The sequence below is a fragment of the Halorhabdus tiamatea SARL4B genome, from assembly GCF_000470655.1.
In the GTDB taxonomy this organism is placed as follows: Archaea; Halobacteriota; Halobacteria; order Halobacteriales; family Haloarculaceae; genus Halorhabdus; species Halorhabdus tiamatea.
The window spans coordinates 1072851-1090836 of the sequence record NC_021921.1 but is presented as its reverse complement, the minus strand read 5'-3'; the positions used below and the strand labels follow the sequence as shown (position 1 = coordinate 1090836).

Here is a 17986-nt window from a genome sequence, read left to right as displayed (position 1 = left end):
GACCGTGGACGCAGAAGCCCTCGACATGACAGGATCAAAAAACAACGAAACCTACGAAAACCGGCTCTACGACGTGGCAGAGAAGTTACAGATCCCCGATAGTACCTTACAGATCACGCGCGTCCGTCTCGATCATCTCCGTGGGGAGGCAGACGTCGACGCGGCACAGTTCGCCCGGATTGCGCCGACGGTACTCGCACTCTCCTGCCGGGAAGACGGCCTCCCGATCACCGGCCGGGACATCGTCGAACCGTGGGTCGATCTGCTCGCGGATCCGGAGGCGACCGAACTAGATCCCGAACGCCTCCCCGAACAGATCGAGGCGGTCGCCGACCGGCTCGACATCGACCACCCCCCGGAGCGCCCCGACACGCTGGTCGAGCGCTACGCCGACTCCCTTGATCTGTCGGCATCAGTCGGGACGGCGGGAAAGCGAATCCTCACAGATGTCTTCCGGGAGGCACCCCGCGCCGTCGCCGAGGCGTCCTCACCGGCGGAGACGGCTGGCGCGTCACTCGTCCTCGCGGCGGAGGCCAACGGCGTCGACGGGATCGGACCCAACGAGGTTGGGGACGTCGGCGCGGCCGGCGGCGTCACGATCAAGAACCGGTACAAAGCCTTTCGGGAGGTACTGGACGAGGGGGGCCTGGATGCCCGACGCTACCAGGCCGACGCTGTCGAGGAGGGAGCGCCCGCGGATACCGGGCGACCGGACGCGAAATCATCCGCCTCGGACGGCGGGGTTTCGGACGTCTCGGCGGATGCGTGTATGGACGCTGTCCGTGGGATGTTCCCGGACGAACTCCCGACCACGGCGACGGTCGCCGAGGATCTGGGTGCTCCCGAGGAACGTGTCGGTGATCGACTGCAGGACCTCGCCGATCGCGGCGAACTCACGGCCAGGCGCGCCGGCGAGACCGTCGCCTGGATCCCGGGTGACCGGGACGAACTCGGGGCGGACCTGACGATCGACGCCGTCCACAGCGAGGTCGACGCTCTCGTCGAGGCACTCGACGTCGACGCGTCCGTGCGGCTCTTTGCCCGGGGCCTGGTCAGTGACGCCGCCGAAAGTGTCGCCGTCGAGGACGCCGCCGAATTCGCCGGTGCGGCCCTGATCGCAAGCAGCCGGATCAACGACGGTGATCTCGATCCAGCGACCGTTGCCAGGGAACGGGGTTTCGGGACGCGGGTACTCTACCAGTGGCTCGACCGCCTCGGGGAGATCGCCGCCGTCGACATCCCACGTCGCGGGCCGTCGGACGTCGTCGAGGCACTCGCCGAGGACGTCGCGTTCTCCGAAACAGTGCTCGAAGACAGCCGCCGGACGCTGGAACAGTACGAACCGGCGGCGGACCACGGCGGGTTCGCCGCGCCGGAACTGGCTGCCGGGGCCGTCTTCTTCGCGGCGACGACCGGCGGCGAACCGATCGACGCGGGCGAACTCGCTGACAGCATCGGATTCGAGGCGAGTCACGTCACAGACGCGATGAACACCGTTTTCGTCTCACTGTGTCGGGGCCTGATCCGCGGCGAGATCGACTACGAGGAGTCGTTTTGGACGGCCGACTTGCTCGAATCCGACCGAATCGCCGATATCGGCGACCCCCGGACCGGACGTGCCGTCGCCGCCGCCAAAACCTACGTCGCCGGTCGGGAGGGCCAACACGTCGACGAGAGCACCCTAGACGTGTTGCTCGCCGAGGACTGAATCAGGAATCGGGACAGAGCGGTTCGGGCCACGACGTCTCCGGAACGCGACCGTCCCCCCGGAACGCGGCTTTTTGTTCACTTCGTGATCCGGAACGCGACAGCGATCGACGGCTCGGGAATCTCGGTCTCGAACTCGCCCGGTTCGACGAAGCCGTGATAGACGAAGCGGTACTCGCCCGCCGGCAGCGAGCCACAGGGCTCGTACCCCCACTCCGCGAAGCCCTCGTCGTCCAAACTGATCGTCCAGGCGTATCCTTCGCCGGGGTCGTGCGTGACCAGCGTCGCGTTCCACCCGGTTCGACCGTCGCGTGCGCCAAGGACCGTTGTCCACTTGCCCACGTGGCGCTGGAGGACGAACATACGTTCCGTCCCCGTCCCCCGGGACGCCTCGGCGGTGTTCTCGAGTGTGACGGTTAGTTCGCCGCCACGTGAGACGGTCCGCCGGTCGGCCTCGATCGCGAAGCCGGCGTCCTGGCTTGGGAGTGAGCCGTTCGTGACGCCGGCGTCGAGGCGTTCGATGTCTTCGGGACACTCGCCAACGGTCTCGACCGGGGTCGTCCCCGCAGGCGTTGGTGACGGCGCGTCCATCGCGCCCAGACAGCCGGCCGTCCCGACGGTGAGCAGGAGGGTGAGCGAAAGCAGGTCTCGATCGGGCATGTCCGGACGTGTGTGTCCACCGTCCCTTAACCTCCGGAGTACCCAAACGCGCGTTTGATCACCACGAATACTCAAGGGCTCCGCCCGCCTGCCGAGGCGTATGGACCAGCCTGGAGGTGGCCGGTGAGTCGCCTGCTCCCCGGGCGGCCGGACGTCTCGCCCGACGACCGCGAGCCGTCGATGCTCGCCCTGGACGACGAGCGCGCCGACGAGGTGTTCGACGCCCTGGGCTCGGAGACGGCCCGGACCATCCTCCAGTCCTTACACGCCGACCCCCGGCCGGCCTCGGAACTCACCGAAGACGTCGGGACCACGCTCCAGAACGTCCAGTACCACCTCACGAAACTCGAAGCCGCCGACCTCGTGACGGTCGTCGACACCTGGTACGGACAAAACGGTGCGGAGATGGACGTCTACGCGCCGACCGACGAGGCGTTGGTGCTATTCGCCGGCGGGGACCCCGAATCGTCGCTGCGAGCGCTACTGGAACGGCTCGTCGGCGTGATCGCTGCACTCGCCGTCGGCGCGCTCGCGATCGTCGTCCTTTTCGATCGATTCGGGCTGGATCAGTCCCGTCTGGTGACCTCGACTGGCGTGAACGCCAGCGAGTATCAGAGCGCCGTCGAGCCGGTCGCGCCGGATCCGATCGTGCTCGTGGCAGTTTTCCTCGCCGGCGGGCTGATCGTGCTTTCGGTGCTATGGGTCGTCGATCGGATCCAGTCCGCGTAGAAACTCAGACGTCAGGCGTCCTCGCCAAGTCCGGCCGCCTCGAGTGCCGTTTCGACGGACGCGTCGTCGTGAACGACCGCGGAGACGGCGGTGGTGATCGCTTCTGGATCCTCGTGCTGGAAAATAGACCGTCCCATCGAGATTCCGGCCGCGCCTGCGTCCATCGCGCCGCGGACCATCTCCAGGGTTTCCTCGTCCGTCCCCTTCGATCCCCCGGCGATGACGACGGGTTTGGCCGAGGCGGCCGCGACGCGCTCGAAGGAGTCGGCGTCGCCGCTGTAGGCCGTCTTGATCACGTCCGCGCCGACCTCCTCGGCGAGCCGGACAGCGTGAGCCAGTGCCTCGGGGTCGGACTCGTCGATGCCCCGGCCGCGGGCGTAGGCCATCGCGAGGACGGGCATCCCGAGGCGGTCGGCCTCGCCCGTGACCTCGGCGAGCTGGGTGAGCTGGTCGGGCTCGTACTCGCTGCCGACGTTGATGTGAAAGGAGACGGCGTCGGCTCCGGCCCGGACGGCGTCCTCGACGGTGCCGGTCTTGCGCTTGTCCTCTTCGTCGGGACCGATCGTCGTCGAGCCGTTGAGGTGGACGACGTAGCCCGCGTCGTTGAGGTTGCCGTGGACGCGATCGGCGACGCCTTTCTGGGTCAGGACGGCGTCCGCGCCGCCGCGCGTGATCGCGTCGACGGTCGATTCGAGGGCTTGGAGTCCCGTGACTGGCCCCATCGTCAGGCCGTGGTCCATCGGAACGACGAGGTATCGGCCCCCTGTACCAATACGTGTCAGGCGTGCGTCTTTCCCGGCAGTCATTGTGTGATGCTGTGGCAAGTGACGGTAATGGGCGTTCCGGTCCCGGCGCGTTGCTGCGGTGTCTTTCGACACGAGAAGGTTTATTAGCTGTCGTGTGGCCACATTGGACTGTATGCACCGCGCAGTCCCCGCTGTCCTCCTCGCTGCCCTGATCGCCCTCGCGGGGTGTGGCATGCTCGGCGACGACCAGCCGCCGAGTGACGACCGCGCCCTCGAGGTCCGAAACGAGACGGTCGACGCACTCGAAAACGTCGACACCTATCGGATGTCGATGGACGCCGACGTCTCGGCGTCGGCCGAGGGACGCTCTCGGTCGCTCTCGGTCGACAGCGACGGCGTCGTCAACCGGACGAGCCAGCGAATGCGGATGAACACGAGTTCCCAAGGTCGAACTGTGACGAGTTACCTCGACGAGCGGACCGTTTACACGAAGTGTCCCAGCCCGTGGTCCGGGTGGGGCACGCAAAACCAGTCGACCGACGTCGAGTGGCTGTCGCTAACGCCGCTGGGTCGCCAGGTCGAGTTGTTCGAGCAGACGAACGTCTACTGGGACGGGACGGCGACCATCGACGGCGAGGAGACGGCGGTCATCGTCGCTCACCCGTCACAGGAGACGGTCTCCTCACTGCCCGGACAGAGTCAGACAGACCTCGCGAACACGGACGCCACCGTCGAGAACATCACCGCCAAACTCTGGGTCGATCAGGAGACCTCCCGGCCGGTTCGGTCGCTCCTGCAGATCCAGATTTCGGGCAACGGCGGGGAGGCCACGGCGAACGTGATGATCGACTACGAGGCGTACGGCGAGCCAGTCCACGTCGACGACCCCGCGATCACCGGCGAGACCTGGCAGGGGGGCTGTCCCGGCGCGTGATCGGCTGCCCGTTCGATCCCACAGACACTGCCTGAACGGGTCGCTTAATCGTTTGATTCCGCCGTGGGCACCCCCCGGAGTGCCCCGTCTTTGAGTTCCTGGGCCTTCGCTTCGAGTCGCTCGGCGATGGTCTCGACCGGTTCGCCGCTCTCGGCCCCTTCGGCGACGATGTCGACCAGCGCGCTCCCGACGATGATGCCGTCCGCGCCCGCCGAGACGATCCGCTCGGCGTGCTCGCCGGTCTTGATGCCGAAGCCGACGGCCTTGGGGACGTCCCACTCCCGCAGGCGCGCGAGGCTCTCGTCGGTCTGATCGCTGACGTCACTCCGAGCGCCCGTCGTCCCGAGGCGGGCCTGGACGTAGACGTACCCCGAGACCTGCTCCATGATGGTTTCGAGGCGGTCGCCGCGCGTCGTCGGCGCGACGATGAAGACCAGATCCAGCCCGAACTCGTCGCAGGCGTCCCGGAGCGGGTCGGCCTCCTCGGCCGGGAGGTCCGGGACGACCAGTCCCGAGATGCCCGCCGCCGCGGCGCGCTCGACGAACGCTTGGGGGCCTGCCTCACTACCGTACTGGTAGATCAGATTGTAGTAGGTCATACAGACCAGCGGAATCTCGACGTCCAGCTCCTCGACGAACGCGAAGAACCGGTCGGGCGTTATCCCCGCCGAAAGCGACCGGACGATCGCGTTCTGGATCGTCGGTCCCTCGGCGATCGGTTCCGAGAAGGGAAGCCCGAGTTCGATGACGTCGGCTCCGCCGCGTTCTAAGGCCTCGACGTATTCCAGGGAGGCCTCGTAGTTCGGGTCGCCGGCGACCAGATACGGGATGAACGCCGGATCGCCAGATTCGAAGACACCCCCGATCTCGGTGTTTGCGGTCATTCTCCGGCCTCCTGGAAGACGCTCGACGCAGGCTCGACGTCGAGATCGCGCTCTTCGGTCTCTGCGACGACGCTCTCTAGGTCTTTGTCACCGCGCCCCGAGACGTTGACGATGGTAATGTCGCCGACAGCGTCGGGATTCTCTTCGAGATAGCCGAAGGCGTGGGCGGTCTCCAGCGCGGGAATGACACCTTCGAGTCGCGAGACGCGGTGGAAGGCTTCGAGGGCGGTCTCGTCGTCGACGTTGACCGCCTCGACGCGTCCCTCGTCGACGAGATAGGCGAGTTCCGGGCCGACGCCCGAGTAGTCCAGGCCCGCCGAAACGCTGTGGGACTCCATGATCTGGCCGTCCTCGTCCTGGAGGAGTTTCGTCCGCGCGCCGTGGAGGACGCCCTCCTCGCCTGTCGACAGGGTGGCGGAGTTGGGTGCGACGCCCGCCTCTTCGTCGACTTCGAGCGAGGATCCGCCGGCCTCGACGGCGATCAGGTCCACGTCCTCCTTGTCTCTGAATTCGTGGAAGGCACCCATCGTGTTCGAGCCGCCGCCGGCACACGCGACGATCGAATCGGGGGTGTCGCCGGTTTTCGCGAGGATCTGCTCGTGGGTCTCGTCGCCGATGACCGACTGGAAGTCCCGGACCATTCGCGGGAACGGGTCCGGGCCGACGATCGAGCCGATGACGTAGTGGGTGTCCTCGACGTTTTCGGCCCAGTCGCGCATCGTCTCGCTGATGGCCTCCTTCAGGGTACCGCGGCCGGTCGTCACCGGCGTGACCGTCGCGCCGTTGAGTTCCATCCGGAAGACGTTGGGGCGCTGGCGGGCGATGTCGGTTTCGCCCATGAAGATCTCGGCGGGCATGTCGAGGTGGGCGGCGGCCATCGCGGTCGCCGTCCCGTGCTGGCCGGCCCCCGTCTCGGCGATGATTCGCTCCTTGCCCATGTACTTCGCGAGCAGGACCTGCCCGAGGGCGTTGTTGAGTTTGTGTGCCCCGCCGTGGAGCAAGTCCTCGCGTTTGAGGTAGACCTCGGCGTCGTAACGCTCGCTCAACTGGTCGGCCCGCTGTAACGGCGTAGGCCGACCGCCGAAGTCCGCGAGGTGCGCACGGAGTTCGTCCATGAACCCGTCCTCGTTCTCGAGGACGTAGCGTTCGTAGGCGTCTCGAAGCTCCTCGATGGCGGGCATCAGTGCTTCGGGGACGTACTGGCCCCCGTACCCGCCGAATCTGCCGTTAGTCTCGTTCGTGGTCATTGGTTGTGTGTCTCCGTCGGTGTGGTAAGTGCTTGCGTGTTCGCCGCCACGTCGCCGTCCATGATCGCCGAACCGATCAACAGCCCGTCCGCGCCGGCCGCGCGCATCCGCCGGACGTCCGCCGGTGTCTCGATCCCGCTCTCGGCGATCAGCGTCACGTCGTCGCCGACTGCGGGCGCGACCGACTCGAACGTTTCGAGGTCGACGTCGAGTTTCGCGAGATCACGGTTGTTCACACCGACGAACTCCGCGCCGGCCTCGACGGCGGCCTCGACTTCTGCCCGGGAGTGGGCCTCGACGAGTACCTGGAACCCGCGATCGCGCGCGGCGTCGATCAAGTCGTCGAGGTCGTCCGTCCCCGCTTCCTCGAGAAACCGGACGATGAGGAGGACGAGATCGGCTTCGACGACGTCGAGTTGTTCCTCGTAGAGGATGAAGTCCTTCCGGAGGACGGGCACGTCGACGGCCTCCCGGACCCGGCAGAGGGTCTCTGGCGACCCCCCGAAGTGCTCGGGTTCGGTCAGCACCGACAGTGCCGCCGCGCCGTGCTCGACCATCGCCGTCGCAAGTTCGACCGGGTCGCCGTCGTGTCGCCCCGCCGTGGTCGGACTCGTCGGCTTGACCTCGGTGATCGTCGGGACTCGACCGTCGCGCTCCGCACGATCGAAGGCCGCCGACAGCGAGCGGGCCGTCACGTCCACCGTGCCCGACGCCCCGCCGCGATCCCGTGCGGCCGAGAGGATCGAGCGCACGTCAGGTGCTATTTCCTCATTGGAGTCCATTACCGTACACTAACGTACAGACATGGACATAAGGCTTGCGACACGCTGGCTACGCTATCGCGGAGACGGACACAGACGCGAGAGGGGCGTCGGCAGTCAGAACGTATAGCCGTCGTCGGGGTCGTCGTCCTGGAGTGCGGGGTCCTGCTGGTCTTCGACTGTCTGGGAGAAGAAGTCGTCTTCGGCGGCGACTTCCGGTTCGTCCTCGCCGGTGTCGTACGCGGAGACGCCCATCGTCAGGAGTTCCTCGACGGCCTGGTCGCGGTTGACAAACTCGCCCTGTTCGACGAGTCGCTCGATGTCGTTCTCGATCCGATCGGGCAGTGAGATCGAAACCTTCGGCATATCAGGGGCTCAGAATCGCGGCCGGATTAATCTATCCCTCGCCGGGACGCGCCCAGTCTCACCGGTCGAACCGGCCTTCGATGACCACCTCGACGGACTCACCAGCACACGACAGCCCCAGCGTGCCGGGTTCCGCCCGGCGCTCGCCGGGATCGTCCAAGACGCCAAGGTCTGCGACGTCGACCTCGAAGGACACCTCGGTCCGCTCGCCGGCTGCCAGGCGCACCTTCTCGAACCCCACCAGCTCCCGGACGGGCGTTACTCGGGAGCTGAACTCGTCGGTCCCGTAGAGATGTAGCGCCGTCGACCCCTCGCGGTCGCTGACGTTCTCCACCTCGACGGTCGCTGTAAGGCGTCCCTCTGGACCAACCCGCTCCGGCGACACCGACAGGTCGCTCGTCTCGAAGGCCGCGTAACTCAGGCCGTGGCCGAAGGGAAAGAGCGGATCGTACGTCTCGGGATGTTCCGGCGGGCGCGGGTTCTCCTCGCGGGGGCTGCCCTCGATTGGATGAGGGTGCGGGCGGTAGTCGAAGTGCGTCGGGAGGTGGCCACTCGAGCGCGGAATCGAGACCGGGAGCGACCCGCCTGGGTCGGCAGCGCCGAAGAGCACGTCAGCGACTGCCTTCCCGCCTTCCGAGCCCGGTAGATAGGCAAACAGAATGGCTGGGACGTGCTCGACAGTCCACCCCATGGCGAGCGGCCGGCCGGCGACGAAGACGGCGACGGTCGGCGTCCCTGTTTCTCGAACCGCCCCGAGCAGCTCCCGCTGGGCCGCGGGAAGTTCGAGCTCTGATCGGGTCGGAAACTCGCCGCGGTCGGTCTCGCTGCGGTGGAACTCGTGACGGTACCCCGTCTCGCCGACGACGACCACGGCCGCCTCGCTCGCGCTCGCTGCCTCGCGCGCAGCGTCGACGTCGACCCTCTCGGTCATCTCGGCCCCCTGCTCGTATCGCACCGTCGTTTCGGCTGGAACGGCACGCTCGATACCCTCACGGATGGTCGTCCCCGGCGGTTCGGGCTCGGAGATGGTACTCCAGCCGCCGAACTGGTTGCGCAGGTCGTCGGCGTTCGGACCGAGCACGGCGATCGAATCGAGGTCCGGATCGAGCGGGAGGACGTCGTCATCGTTCTGCAACAGCGTCATCGACTCGCGAGCGGCCTCGCGGGCGACGGCGCGGTGGTCGTCGGTTCCGACGTCGGCTTCGACCCGATCCGCCTCGACGTAGGGGTCCTCAAAGAGCCCCAGCCGGAACTTCGCGCCGAGGACCCGCCGGACGCTCTCGTCGATCCGCGACTCGGCGATGTCGCCCGATTCGAGCAGATCGAGCAGTCGCTCGGCGTGTTCGACGCCGCCGACGCTCGCGACGTCGACGCCGGCGGTCGTCGCCTGCCAGACGGCCTCCTCCATCGAGCGGGCGGTCCGGTGGTCGTGATGGAGCATGTTGATGCCGTTCCAGTCGGAGACGACGTAGCCCGAGAAGTCGAGTTCCTCGCGAAGCCAGCCCGTCAGGTATTCCTTCGATCCGTGGACGGGATAGCCGTTGAGTTCGTTGTATGCGGGCATGATCGAACCGGCTCCGGCGTCGAGTGCGGCCTCGAAGGGCGGCCGGAACACCCGCCGGAGGGTATACTCGGAGACATCGACCGGCGAGCCGTCCTCGCCCCGGACCGGGTCGCTGTAGGCGGGGAAGTGCTTCGGCGTGGCGATGACGCTGTCGGCATCGCCGACGTCGTCGCCTTGATACCCCCGGACGGCTGCCGCGCTCATCGACGCGCAGAGGTGCGGACTCTCGCCGAAGGTCTCGTAGATCCGTCCCCAGCGTGCCTCCCGGCCCACGTCGGCGACCGGGTTGAGGTTCTGGTGGCCGCCGGTCGCAGCGACTTCGGTCGCCGTGACGCTCGCCGCTCGCTCGACGAGTTCCGGATCACGGGTGGCTGCCATGCCGAGGTTGTGCGGGAAGACGGTAGTCCCCTTCACGAACCCGTGGCCGTGATCGGCGTCGACGTAGAACAGGACGGGAATGCCGAGCCGAGTGGTATTGCGAGCCTCGCGCTGGATGGCGTTGGCGACCTCGACGCACTCTTCGGGCGTTTCCCACGGAGAGCCGCCGTGGCCGAACGGCGAAACTGCACCGAGGTGGTGCTCGGTGACCGCCTCGGCGATCCCGGAGACGGTCTCGCGGCCCGGTCGGAGCGTTGGGGCCGTCCCGACGAGTTGGCCGACTTTCTCCGCCGGAGTCATCCGCGAAAGGAGGTTCTCGACGCGCGCCTCGGTCGACCGATTCGGATCTCTGTAGGGGGGATTTTCGTCCGTTGGCCGGTTTTCATCCATGGCTCGGCTTTCACTCGCCGGGACGTTAATGCTTCCACCCGACGGGTGGCAACACTCCGGCTAGCGTCGGGTGATGACTCCCCAGCCCCGCAACTCTTTTTTAGGCTAGCCAAAACACATAAGACCGGCCAGTCTCCTACGGGGAACCAATGCCACGATCCGACGACCCGGACGCCGATCGCGAGGCGTCGACGGCGGTCCAGTCCTTCCAGTCCTCGCCCGACTGGACGGTGTTCACCGAAGAAGGCAATCCCGACGGCTGGATCGCGACCGACCTGACGGTCGATCTCACGCGGTAGCGCTGTGGCTCCGGTTCCAGCTACTGTTTGTGGTCGGCCTCACTCGAGGGCGCGCGGATCGACGTGTTCGACACTGTCGATCTCCGGGAACAGCGTGTCCGTCGAGACGATCGGTTCCTCGAGCACGCGGGCACTCCCGAGATGAACGCCGTCGAAAACGTTTACTGATTCGTACTGCGAACGGAGCTGCCCCGCAGCGTCGAGTGCCTCGGCCGTGAGCGGAACAAGTTCGATATTTCGATCGGCGATCTCCTCGTGCGCCCACACGACCCGGCTCCGGTCCCAGTCGTCCTCCATCACGTACTGTAGCTCGATACCTGTCGCGACCGACGTCTTCGGGGCGTCGATCGACGTGAGATCGACTGCACTCGAAAGCCAGTCGTCGTCCTTCAACTCGGCGAGGATAACGTCGAGATCAAGATACACGCTTGCGCTCCAGTCGCTCGGCCACGTCTTCCCGTGCCTCGCTGTCCGCACGGTCGTGGAGGCGCTCTAGCTGTTCTTCCCGGACGACCAGGCGCGCCCCGTAGCGGAGTGCGTCCGAACGCGAACTGAAAATCCCGTCGTTGACGAGTGAGTCGAGCCGATCGACGAGTTCTGACGGGAGTGACACCGGGACAGATTCTCGATCACTGCTCATGGCTGTACATATCCTATACAATCGTATAAAAAGTTCGGCGAGAAGAAATTCGTCCCAGACGCTTTCCCACCGGGTGTTTTGGTGCGCGTATCGACTCGGCCCCGAACGTTTTAGCGCCCGCCCGTCTTATGCGGCGAGCGTGAGTACCGTACCCGAGCGAAGCGAGATCGACGAGGAGTACAAGTGGGATCTGGCGTCGCTGTATGCCGATACCGACGAGTGGGAGAGTGCCTTCGAGGAGGCCGAAGAACTGACCGAGGTCGTCGCGAGTTACGAGGGGCAGGCGACCGAGGACGCCGAGACGCTGCTGTCGGTGCTTGAAGACTATGAAAATCTGATGCGGACCGTCTCGAACGTCGTCTCCTACGCCCGGATGCGACAGGACGAGGACACCCGCGACGACGACGCGAAGGCGCTCTTTGCCCGCGCGCAGTCGCTGTCCGCTGACGCCAGCAGCGCCGCGAGTTTCCTCGACCCCGAGATCCAGGACCTCGACCGCGACGAGGTCGAGGCGATGATCGAGGCCGAACCCGAACTCGAGGAATACGACCACTACTTCGACGACGTGTTGCGGATGAAACCCCACACCCGCTCGACGGAAGTCGAGTCCCTCCTGGCGGATCTGAGCGAGGTCACCGGCGCGGCCGGGGATGTCTACGACATGTTGACGAACGCCGACATGTCGTTCCCGACGGTGGAAGAGCCGGACAGCGAGGCGCGAAGCGCCTCGGACAGGTCGAGCGGCGACGACGAGGAGTCGCGAGACGGCGAGGCCGTCGAGATTTCCCTCAACAACTTCACTACCCTTCAGAAGCGCCAGGACCGACAGTTCCGCCAGGACGTCTACGAGGCCTTCTACGACGAGTGGGCCGAGGTACGAAACGCCGTCGGATCGGCCTACAAGAACGCGGTCAAGACTGACTCGAAGATCGCTCAAGCGCGCAATTACGAGACGGCACGCGAGGCCGCCCTCGACGGCCCGAACGTCCCGACCGACGTCTACGACACGCTGGTCGAGACTGTCCGTGAGAACCTCGACCCGCTCCACCGCCACGCCGAACTCAAGCGCGAGCACACCGACGGCGACGAGCTGGCGATGTGGGATCTGTACGTCCCGCTGACCGAGACCGAGAGCCCCGAGATCGACTACGAGCAGGCCAGCGAGTACGTCGTCGACGCCGTCGCGCCCCTGGGCGAAGACTACCAGAACCGGGTCGCCGAGGGACTCGACTCGCGATGGGTCGACGTCTACGAGACCCGCGGCAAGCAATCGGGGGCCTACTCCGGCGGGACCTACGACTCCCAGCCGTACATTTTGATGAACTACCAGGACGACGTCGAGTCGATGTACACCCTGGCCCACGAACTCGGCCACTCGCTGCATAGCGAGTACACCAGCGAGGTCCAGCCCTACGTCTACTCGGGGTACGAGATCTTCGTCGCCGAGGTCGCCTCGACGGTCAACGAGGCGCTGCTGACCCGCCACCTCCTGGACACTGTCGAGGACGAGCAACTCCGCCGACACGTCCTCGACACCTACCTCGAACGCTTCCGGTCGACGCTGTATCGCCAGACCATGTTCGCGGAGTTCGAACACCGCGCCCACGAGATGAGCGAGGCTGGCGAACCGCTGACGCCCGATCGGCTCGATGGCCTCTACCGCGAACTCAAGGGTGACTACTACGCGCCGGGCGAGATCGACGACCGGATCGCCCGCGAGTGGATGCGCATTCCGCACTTCTATCGCGCCTTTTACGTCTACCAGTACGCGACTGGCATCTCCGCGGCCGTCGCGATCGCCCAGTCCATCGAGGAAGAGGGCGACCCGGCCGCCGAGCGCTATCGGACGTTCCTCGAAAGCGGGTCGAGCGAGTACCCGATCGAACTTCTCCAGACGGCCGGCGTCGACATGGCCAGCGCCGGGCCGATCGAGGATGCCATCGCGGAGTACGACGACGCGCTCGATCAGATGGCCGACCTGCTGTGAGGGGAGCGGTAGCATTCGGCACGGGAACCCCGCGACCCAAAGGCACTTTTTCTCGGGCGGAGTAGTATTGGGTGTCAGATGTCCCGCAGTCCCTCGCTGCCGGATCGCCCGACGCTCGATCTCGATCCAGAGATGTCGCCGTCCGAACGACTCGCAGCGCTCGAAGAACACTACGCGAAAGTCCTTCGCGTCAACGACCAGTTGCAGCAAAAGATCGACGCTGCCCGCGAAAAACAGCGCTCGCTGGCTGAAAACGTCGACACTCTCGAACGTGAGAACCAGGCGCTGAAGACCGCCTCACTGTACATCGCGACGGCCGAAGAACTGACTGAGGACGGCGTGATCGTCAGACAGCACGGCAACAACCAGGAAGTGTTGACCGAACTGCCGGCAGGCCTCGCCGAGGAGGTCGAAGCGGGTGATCGCGTCGCGATAAACGACTCGTTCAACGTCAAGACGACGCTCTCGGCCGAGACCGACGCGCGCGCTCAGGCGATGCAGATCGACGGGAGTCCGGACGTCTCCTACGACGACATCGGCGGGCTCGACGAGCAGATCCGGGAAGTCCGCGAGGCCGTCGAGGAACCCCTGCTCAACGCCGAGCAGTTCCGCGAGGTGGGGATCGATCCGCCGAGCGGCGTCCTGTTGCACGGGCCGCCGGGGACGGGCAAGACGATGTTGGCAAAGGCCGTCGCCAACCAGACCGACGCCACGTTCATCAAGATGGCGGGCTCCGAACTCGTCCGGAAGTTCATCGGCGAGGGCGCGAAACTCGTCCGGGATCTCTTCGAACTCGCCGCCGAACGCGAGCCCGCGATCATCTTCATCGACGAGATCGACGCGCTGGCCTCGAAACGGACCGACTCGAAGACCAGCGGCGACGCCGAGGTCCAGCGGACGATGATGCAACTCCTTTCGGAGATGGACGGCTTCGACGACCGCGGCGAGATCCGGATCATCGCCGCGACCAACCGCTTCGACATGCTGGATCGGGCCATCTTGCGCCCGGGTCGTTTCGACCGCCTCATCGAAGTTCCCGAACCCGACGCCGAGGGCCGGGAACGCATTCTGGAGATCCACACTCGCGAGATGAACCTCGCTGACTCGGTCGATCTCGGCGATATCGCCGGCGAGACCGAGGGCATGACCGGCGCGGAACTCGAGAGCCTCACGACCGAGGCCGGGATGTTCGCGATCCGGGACAGCCGGACAGAAGTCACCGAGTCTGACTTCCAAGACGCTATCGAAAAGATCCAGGAAGCCGAGGAGGACAGCGTCGGCACGCCCGTGATGTTCCAGTAGTTGCGCTTCGTGGAACCGTTCCCTCGGGGATTGTCTTTCACCGAGTTCGATCGAAATTCCTGTTCTGAGCGCTTCTTGCACGTGGCTAGTTCTCAAAGTCGGCAGGCACCGACAACCCTATGGGTATGAAAAAAGTATGAACTCGTATGGCAGAGCATACCCGAAAAGTCGGTGATCGAGGGCAAGTCACCATTCCGAAAGAGCTTCGGGACCGCCGCGGGATCGAAGGTGGTGACGAGGTCCGGTTCATCGAGGTCGACGACGAGATCATCATCAAGCCACCGACGGACGAACAGCGCCTGGCGGAAGGATACAAGAAACGAGCAGACCGGTCTCGGCAGCTGGTCGAAGAGATGGACGGGACGTCAGCAGAAGCAACCGAGCGACTCGGAGGTGCTCCGGAGTGGAGTGAGTGACCTGTGAAGGTGCGCCGTGGAGACATCGTCATTGTCGAATTGAATCCAACGAAGGGGAGTGAGCAACAGGGTTCGAATCGGCCCTGTGTCGTCATTCAAAACGACATCGGCAACCAGTACGCCCCAACGACGATCGTCGCCCCCTTCACGAAACAGTACGACCCCACTGACATCTACCCGTTTGAGGTGGAAGTCCGTGCCTCGAACACGCCGCTCGATCACGATTCGGTGGCCGATCTCAGTCAGATCCGTGTTGTCGATATTCACAATCGAGTAACGAAGAATATCGGATCGGTGCCGGCGACGCGAATGGCGAAGATCGATGCGGCGATCAAAAACAGCCTCGGTCTGTGAATTACCACTCGTCACGCTACACGGTCTGCTGAGCGGACAACACCCCAAGTATCGAGTGATATTTCTGAAATCATCCCTTGTCTGCTTTCCCAACGATGACCATGGAACCACTGCTGACTCGATCCTCTTCATTTAGTAAAACGAAAAATTGATATTTGATTGAACGTAGTATGAGTTGATGGCACGTCTCCTCTCCCGAAGAACTTTTTTGGGGTCTGGGATTTATGTCGGATTGAGTGGCTGTCTCGGATTGAAGGATTCGAGATCTGAGGTTATATTAGATTCAATAATAATTCGAAATATTGACGATTCTTCCCATACAGTTTCCATAGAAATATACAAAGATGATGAGCCCATAATTAAAAAAACCGTTACTGCGGATGCAAAAAGTAGTGGCCTTGATAGCGTACCGACGATCTCCCCGGACGTTCCTAGCTCACCCGCAGTATATCAACTCCAAGTGGATATTGATGGAGAAGACACCACATATGAAATTAAACCAGATCGCATAAAGGATTCCTCATGTATTCAGGTTGAGATCCGGATCACTGGAGAAAATGAACTAAGCATTTGGAGTGCTGCAAGTTCAAAATGCAACGAGATCTCGGAAACAAAAGAACCCTAGTCTGGTAGTTCAATCAGATCAATCCCACTACCAGATCCTCCAGGAGGAACAATGATATCTTGCTCAAATAACCGAACCAGGGTGAGTACGGTTCATGACACGCAAGCTGACGGCTGTTTTCGCTTCTCCCGACCACCCAAATACGCGGAAGAACGCCCTTTTACCCCCAGACGGTCTATCCCGCCCTAATGAGCCATCCTTTCGAGACCCTCCCGACGACTCCCACGTCGGAGGAACTCATCGACAAGGCCTTCTCCCGGGCCGCCAGAGCCGGCCGGGCCAAACAGGGCCACGACGCCCAGCAGTCGATGCTCCAGACCGCCGCGAACATCCTCTCGGACAACTTAGAGAACGTCGTCCAGGCCTGGCCCGACTTCGACGACCTCGACCCGTTCTACCGCGAACTCGCCGACGCCGAGCACGGGGTCGACGAGCTGCGCCAGCACCTCTCGGAAGTGACCTGGGCGAGTCGCAAGACCAGCGACATCCGCGACGAGTACCAGTCCCGGCTGCGGAACGTCGACGCCGACGACGCGCGCAAGCTCCGCAAGCAAGCGTTCGCCCGCCTGGCCGACGTCACCCGTCAGGTGGACGAGAACCTCGCGGCGCTGGCCGACGCCCGCCAGGCGCTCCGGAAACTGCCGGACATCAAGCCGGACGAGCCCGTGATCGTCGTCGCGGGCTACCCCAACGTCGGGAAGTCCTCGTTCGTCAACAGCGTCACCCGAGCCGACAACGAGATTGCCGCCTACCCCTTCACCACGACCCAGATCCACGTCGGCCACGTCGAGCGCGACCACATCCGGTATCAGCTGGTGGACACGCCGGGCCTGCTCGATCGACCGCCCCAGGAGCGAAACGCGATCGAAGCCCAGGCCGTGAGCGCGCTTGCCCACCTCGCCGACGCGGTCCTCGTGATGGTCGACGCCAGCGGCGAGTGTGGCTTCCCGATCGACGTCCAGCTCGATCTCAGAGACGACATCGCCTCCCGATTCGGCGATGCACCGGTTCTGACGGTCGCCAACAAGGCCGACCGGTCGCGTGACGTCGAGGCCGACCACTACATGAGCGTCACCGAGGGCGACAACGTCGAGGGCGTCCTCGATGCGGCCATCGAGGCCGTCGGGTACGAACCCGAACTCCCCTTTGAGGAATAATCGACCCGTTCTCTCCGATCGTGCGCCCGTCTCGAAACGTTCAAACGCGTCTCTACCCCCACTAGGGGTATGACACGCGAGTTCAGTATGGACCGTCGAGCATATCTGCAGACGGTCGGCGCAGTTGGGGTATCGGCAACGCTCGCTGGTTGTCAGGGCGGCAGCGACGACACGATCGTTCCGGGAACGAACGCGACGTTTCCACCGTTCGAATACACGCAGGACGGCGAGATCGTCGGCTTCGACGTCGCCCTCGCCGAGGAAGTGATCGACCGTGCCGGGTACGAGGTCGGCGAGTGGGTCGACATCGACTTCGGCTCGCTTATCCCTTCACTCAACGACGGCGACATCGACCTCATCGCGGCCGGTATGACGATCGAACCCGGTCGCAAGGAGCAGATCGACTTCTCGGACCCTTACTGGGAGGCCAGCCAGGCAGTCCTCGTCCGTGCGGACGGTGGCTTCCAGCCCGGCAGCGTCGACGAGCTCGCGGATCGGCGCGTCGGTGCCCAGGCGGGAACGACCGGCGAGGGCCAGATCGAGGATCTCATCGAGGCGGGGACGATCACCGAGAGCGACTACCGCCAGTACGAGAACTACACGCTCGCCGTCCAGGACCTGGAGAACGGCAACGTCGACGCCGTCGTGATCGACGTCCCGGTCGCCCAGAACTTCACTGCCGAGCGTTCGGTCGCCGTGGCCTTCGAGATCGACACCGGCGAGCAGTACGGCCTGGGCATGCGCCAGGACGACGACCGGATCGCGGACATCAACGACGCGATCGCCGAGATCCGCGAGGACGGCACGTACGACGATCTCGTCGCCGAGTGGCACGAGTAA

Annotated in this window: 20 protein-coding genes; 11 read left to right on the top strand and 9 right to left on the bottom strand. The window is 64.7% G+C overall.

All coding sequences use genetic code 11. From position 1 onward, the window contains the following. Nucleotides 1-25 precede the first annotated feature (25 nt). Nucleotides 26-1708, top strand: a complete 1683-nt coding sequence (locus HTIA_RS05450; RefSeq protein ID WP_044950953.1) for a transcription initiation factor IIB family protein — start codon at nucleotides 26-28, stop codon at nucleotides 1706-1708. A gap of 77 nt (nucleotides 1709-1785) precedes the next feature. Here the strand turns inward: HTIA_RS05450 and HTIA_RS05445 are convergent, their stop codons facing one another. Further along, nucleotides 1786-2367: a hypothetical protein gene (locus tag HTIA_RS05445; RefSeq protein WP_008528321.1), complete on the bottom strand. Its 582-nt coding sequence runs from the start codon at nucleotides 2365-2367 to the stop codon at nucleotides 1786-1788. A gap of 123 nt (nucleotides 2368-2490) precedes the next feature. Between HTIA_RS05445 and HTIA_RS05440 the strand changes: the two genes are divergently transcribed. After that, entirely contained in the window at nucleotides 2491-3096 is a 606-nt protein-coding gene (locus HTIA_RS05440; RefSeq protein WP_008528320.1) for an ArsR/SmtB family transcription factor, read from the top strand. 11 nt (nucleotides 3097-3107) lie between these two features. Here HTIA_RS05440 and HTIA_RS05435 read toward each other — a convergent pair whose 3' ends face one another. Beyond that, the gene (locus HTIA_RS05435) at nucleotides 3108-3902 is read right to left on the bottom strand and encodes a 2-amino-3,7-dideoxy-D-threo-hept-6-ulosonate synthase (protein ID WP_008528319.1); all 795 of its coding nucleotides are present in this window, start codon (nucleotides 3900-3902) and stop codon (nucleotides 3108-3110) included. Nucleotides 3903-4014: 112 nt separating this feature from the next. Between HTIA_RS05435 and HTIA_RS05430 the strand changes: the two genes are divergently transcribed. Next, complete coding sequence (locus HTIA_RS05430; RefSeq protein WP_008528318.1) at nucleotides 4015-4776, top strand: hypothetical protein; 762 nt, start codon at nucleotides 4015-4017, stop codon at nucleotides 4774-4776. Nucleotides 4777-4820: 44 nt separating this feature from the next. Here the strand turns inward: HTIA_RS05430 and trpA are convergent, their stop codons facing one another. The 5 genes from trpA to HTIA_RS05405 form a co-directional block, all read right to left on the bottom strand. Beyond that, on the bottom strand, nucleotides 4821-5660 hold the full coding sequence (gene trpA / locus HTIA_RS05425; protein ID WP_008528316.1) for a tryptophan synthase subunit alpha: 840 nt from the start codon (nucleotides 5658-5660) through the stop codon (nucleotides 4821-4823). Continuing rightward, entirely contained in the window at nucleotides 5657-6907 is a 1251-nt protein-coding gene (gene trpB / locus HTIA_RS05420) for a tryptophan synthase subunit beta (RefSeq protein WP_008528314.1), read from the bottom strand. Before trpB ends, trpA begins: the two co-directional genes overlap by 4 nt. Next, a complete protein-coding gene (gene trpC / locus HTIA_RS05415; RefSeq protein ID WP_020936116.1) occupies nucleotides 6904-7689 on the bottom strand; it encodes an indole-3-glycerol phosphate synthase in 786 nt (261 codons plus the stop codon). Before trpC ends, trpB begins: the two co-directional genes overlap by 4 nt. Nucleotides 7690-7785: 96 nt before the next feature. Further along, nucleotides 7786-8034, bottom strand: a complete 249-nt coding sequence (locus HTIA_RS05410) for a CopG family ribbon-helix-helix protein (RefSeq protein WP_008528310.1) — start codon at nucleotides 8032-8034, stop codon at nucleotides 7786-7788. A 58-nt stretch (nucleotides 8035-8092) separates the two neighbouring features. Then, entirely contained in the window at nucleotides 8093-10366 is a 2274-nt protein-coding gene (locus HTIA_RS05405; RefSeq protein ID WP_008528308.1) for a glycoside hydrolase family 3 N-terminal domain-containing protein, read from the bottom strand. Nucleotides 10367-10515: 149 nt separating this feature from the next. Between HTIA_RS05405 and HTIA_RS16790 the strand changes: the two genes are divergently transcribed. Further along, nucleotides 10516-10665, top strand: coding sequence for a hypothetical protein (locus HTIA_RS16790; RefSeq protein ID WP_008528306.1), 150 nt, complete (start codon nucleotides 10516-10518; stop codon nucleotides 10663-10665). Nucleotides 10666-10704: 39 nt separating this feature from the next. On the opposite strand, the gene HTIA_RS05400 is transcribed toward HTIA_RS16790, so the two are convergent. Together HTIA_RS05400 and HTIA_RS05395 are read right to left on the bottom strand one after the other, a co-directional pair. Further along, nucleotides 10705-11091 carry a PIN domain-containing protein gene (locus HTIA_RS05400; protein ID WP_008528304.1) on the bottom strand — a complete coding sequence of 129 codons (387 nt, stop codon included), beginning with the start codon at nucleotides 11089-11091 and terminating at the stop codon, nucleotides 10705-10707. Further along, nucleotides 11081-11305 carry a ribbon-helix-helix domain-containing protein gene (locus tag HTIA_RS05395; protein WP_008528303.1) on the bottom strand — a complete coding sequence of 75 codons (225 nt, stop codon included), beginning with the start codon at nucleotides 11303-11305 and terminating at the stop codon, nucleotides 11081-11083. Before HTIA_RS05395 ends, HTIA_RS05400 begins: the two co-directional genes overlap by 11 nt. Before the next feature lie 139 nt (nucleotides 11306-11444). Between HTIA_RS05395 and pepF the strand changes: the two genes are divergently transcribed. The 7 genes from pepF (at nucleotide 11445) to HTIA_RS05365 (ending at nucleotide 17986) form a co-directional block, all read left to right on the top strand. Further along, on the top strand, nucleotides 11445-13292 hold the full coding sequence (gene pepF, locus HTIA_RS05390; RefSeq protein WP_008528302.1) for an oligoendopeptidase F: 1848 nt from the start codon (nucleotides 11445-11447) through the stop codon (nucleotides 13290-13292). Between the two features lie 78 nt (nucleotides 13293-13370). After that, a complete protein-coding gene (gene pan2, locus HTIA_RS05385) occupies nucleotides 13371-14594 on the top strand; it encodes a proteasome-activating nucleotidase Pan2 (RefSeq protein ID WP_008528301.1) in 1224 nt (407 codons plus the stop codon). Between the two features lie 146 nt (nucleotides 14595-14740). Next, complete coding sequence (locus tag HTIA_RS05380; RefSeq protein ID WP_008528300.1) at nucleotides 14741-15010, top strand: AbrB/MazE/SpoVT family DNA-binding domain-containing protein; 270 nt, start codon at nucleotides 14741-14743, stop codon at nucleotides 15008-15010. Between the two features lie 3 nt (nucleotides 15011-15013). Further along, complete coding sequence (locus HTIA_RS05375) at nucleotides 15014-15364, top strand: type II toxin-antitoxin system PemK/MazF family toxin (RefSeq protein ID WP_008528299.1); 351 nt, start codon at nucleotides 15014-15016, stop codon at nucleotides 15362-15364. A 178-nt stretch (nucleotides 15365-15542) separates the two neighbouring features. After that, nucleotides 15543-15989, top strand: a complete 447-nt coding sequence (locus HTIA_RS16280) for a hypothetical protein (protein ID WP_148290933.1) — start codon at nucleotides 15543-15545, stop codon at nucleotides 15987-15989. A 188-nt stretch (nucleotides 15990-16177) separates the two neighbouring features. Next, entirely contained in the window at nucleotides 16178-17146 is a 969-nt protein-coding gene (locus tag HTIA_RS05370; protein WP_008528298.1) for an NOG1 family protein, read from the top strand. 69 nt (nucleotides 17147-17215) lie between these two features. Next, nucleotides 17216-17986 carry a basic amino acid ABC transporter substrate-binding protein gene (locus HTIA_RS05365; RefSeq protein ID WP_021029705.1) on the top strand — a complete coding sequence of 257 codons (771 nt, stop codon included), beginning with the start codon at nucleotides 17216-17218 and terminating at the stop codon, nucleotides 17984-17986.